This window comes from Mesorhizobium waitakense (genome assembly GCF_056431085.1).
This window is the reverse complement of the sequence record NZ_JBWKME010000217.1, coordinates 1-1,948: the sequence shown is the minus strand read 5'-3', so window position 1 is coordinate 1,948 and position 1,948 is coordinate 1. Positions and strand designations below refer to the sequence as shown.

The 1,948-nt window shown below is 60.7% G+C and carries 2 protein-coding genes; both read left to right on the top strand.

Annotation, left to right across the window (positions count from 1 at the left end; all coding sequences use genetic code 11):
- Positions 1-144 precede the first annotated feature (144 nt).
- On the top strand, positions 145-1,428 hold the full coding sequence (tnpC, locus tag AC07FD_RS38555) for an IS66 family transposase (protein WP_478354060.1): 1,284 nt from the start codon (positions 145-147) through the stop codon (positions 1,426-1,428).
- Positions 1,429-1,436: 8 nt separating this feature from the next.
- Positions 1,437-1,868 carry an IS1096 element passenger TnpR family protein gene (locus AC07FD_RS38550; protein WP_478354059.1) on the top strand — a complete coding sequence of 144 codons (432 nt, stop codon included), beginning with the start codon at positions 1,437-1,439 and terminating at the stop codon, positions 1,866-1,868.
- The last annotated feature ends 80 nt before the right edge of the window (positions 1,869-1,948 follow it).

Here is a 1,948-nt window from a genome sequence, read left to right as displayed (position 1 = left end):
GATCGTAACATCGCCTCCTGTTCGCTGTCTGTCCAACAAACAGCAATGGCGTCTTCGGGCTATTCAAAAAAGACTTGATCAATGATCTGCGATTAGACAACTCACGCCCTTGTCAGGGGCAAGAATCCCTGAATCTATGTGGATATGGATCGCACTGATTTGCAGCGTCTGACGAAGGAAGAGTTGATCGATCTGGTGCTGCGGATACAGCGGCCAGAGAAGACATCGCGCACGTCGTCCAAGCCACCTTCGAGCGATCGCAAGGCGCGTCGGGACAGGGCAAAGCCTGGCGGCGCTAAGGCGGGTCATAAAGGTCACAGCCGCGCCATGAGTGAGGATGCCGATCGCATCATCGATCATCATCCCGACCAATGTCTTTGCTGCCGCGCCAGCCTGTCGAGCGATCTTGCTGCCGAAACCGTCAGCGAGCACGACAAGATTGAGCTTCCTGCGATCAGGCCTTTGATTGAGCGCCATCGGCGCCTGGCAGTCCGTTGCCCGTCCTGCGGCACGCTGGTCGTCGCGGCTGTGCCAGATGCGGCGAAGGGGACGCCGTTCGGGCCACGCGTGCACGCCGTAGCGACCTATCTCAAGACTTTCCAGGCCCTGTCCTACGAGCGGCTGCAGGGCGCGTTCGCGAACCTTTTCGGTCTCAACATTAGCCAGGGCGGACTGATGAACATGTTGCGCCGTGCGCAGGGCGCGTTCGCGGCCGAGTGCGACAAGGCCGTCGCGGCGTTGCGCCGGGCCAAGGTCATCGCCTCCGATGAGACCGGCGTGCGGATCGAAGGAAGCAACGCCTACCACTGGGTGTTTCGCTGCGCCGAAGCGGTTGTTCATCAAGCGGCGCCAACGCGCGGCGCTGTCGTGGTCCGGACCCTGATGGACGGCCATCGGCCCGACGTCTGGTGTTCCGATCGCTATGCCGCACAACAAGGTCACGCAAATGCGCATCAGACCTGCCTGGCGCATCTCGCCCGCGACGTCGCCTATGCGGACGAGGCAAGTGAGGACATGCTGCCCTCACGGCTCAAACGTTGGCTGCAAAGGGCCTTCGCCCTAGCCGACGGTATGGAAACCTTCGCCGCCTCGACCATCGCCGGCAAGCGTCGCGCCCTGGAGCGAAGTCTGGACGATATCTTCGCCACCACAACGTCGTGCGATCTGGCCCGCGACATCCAAAACAAGTTCAGGCGAGCTCGTGATCAACTTTTGACCTTTGCCCAATGGCCAGGAATGGTCGACGCGACGAACAACGCCTGCGAACGGGCGCTGAGACCCGCCGTCGTTCAACGGAAGATCACCAACGGCTATCGCGCCATGTGGGCCGCCCAGGGCGAAGCCGACATTCGAACCGTCGTCGACACGGCTCGTCTCGCGCCAGGCACGAACTCCTTCAAAATCATCCTTCAAACCGTCAGCGCCTGAAATCTGCGATGACTGAGCCCGCGACCTTGATCTTCCGAGCCTCTCTTCGGGCACGGCTTTGTCGGGACATCGAGGTGTCGAGTTCGAGCACGCTGGCGGATCTGGCCGAAGCCATCGTAGCGGCATTTGGCTTCGACTTGGACCACGCCTACGGCTTCTATTCAAAGCTGACGGGAAAGCTGTTCGACTCGCCCCTGCGGTTCGAACTCTTCGCCGACATAGAGGGGAGCGGCTCTCGCAGCGTGAAGGGCACCCGCGTCAGCACAGCCTTCCAGAAGGTGGGCTCGGCAATGACCTTCTTGTACGACTACGGTGACGAGTGGCGCTTCCGCGTTGAACTTATTGGAACAGGGCAGGCGCAGCCCGATGCCAATTACCCGAGGATCGTCAGCAAGATCGGCAAGGCTCCCCCGCAGTACCCGGACATCGACGACCAGTGACGACGCACCGTGCCGCATCGAAAGGGTGGGTTGTCTAATCGCAGATCATTGATCAAGTCTTTTTTGAATAGCCCGAAGAC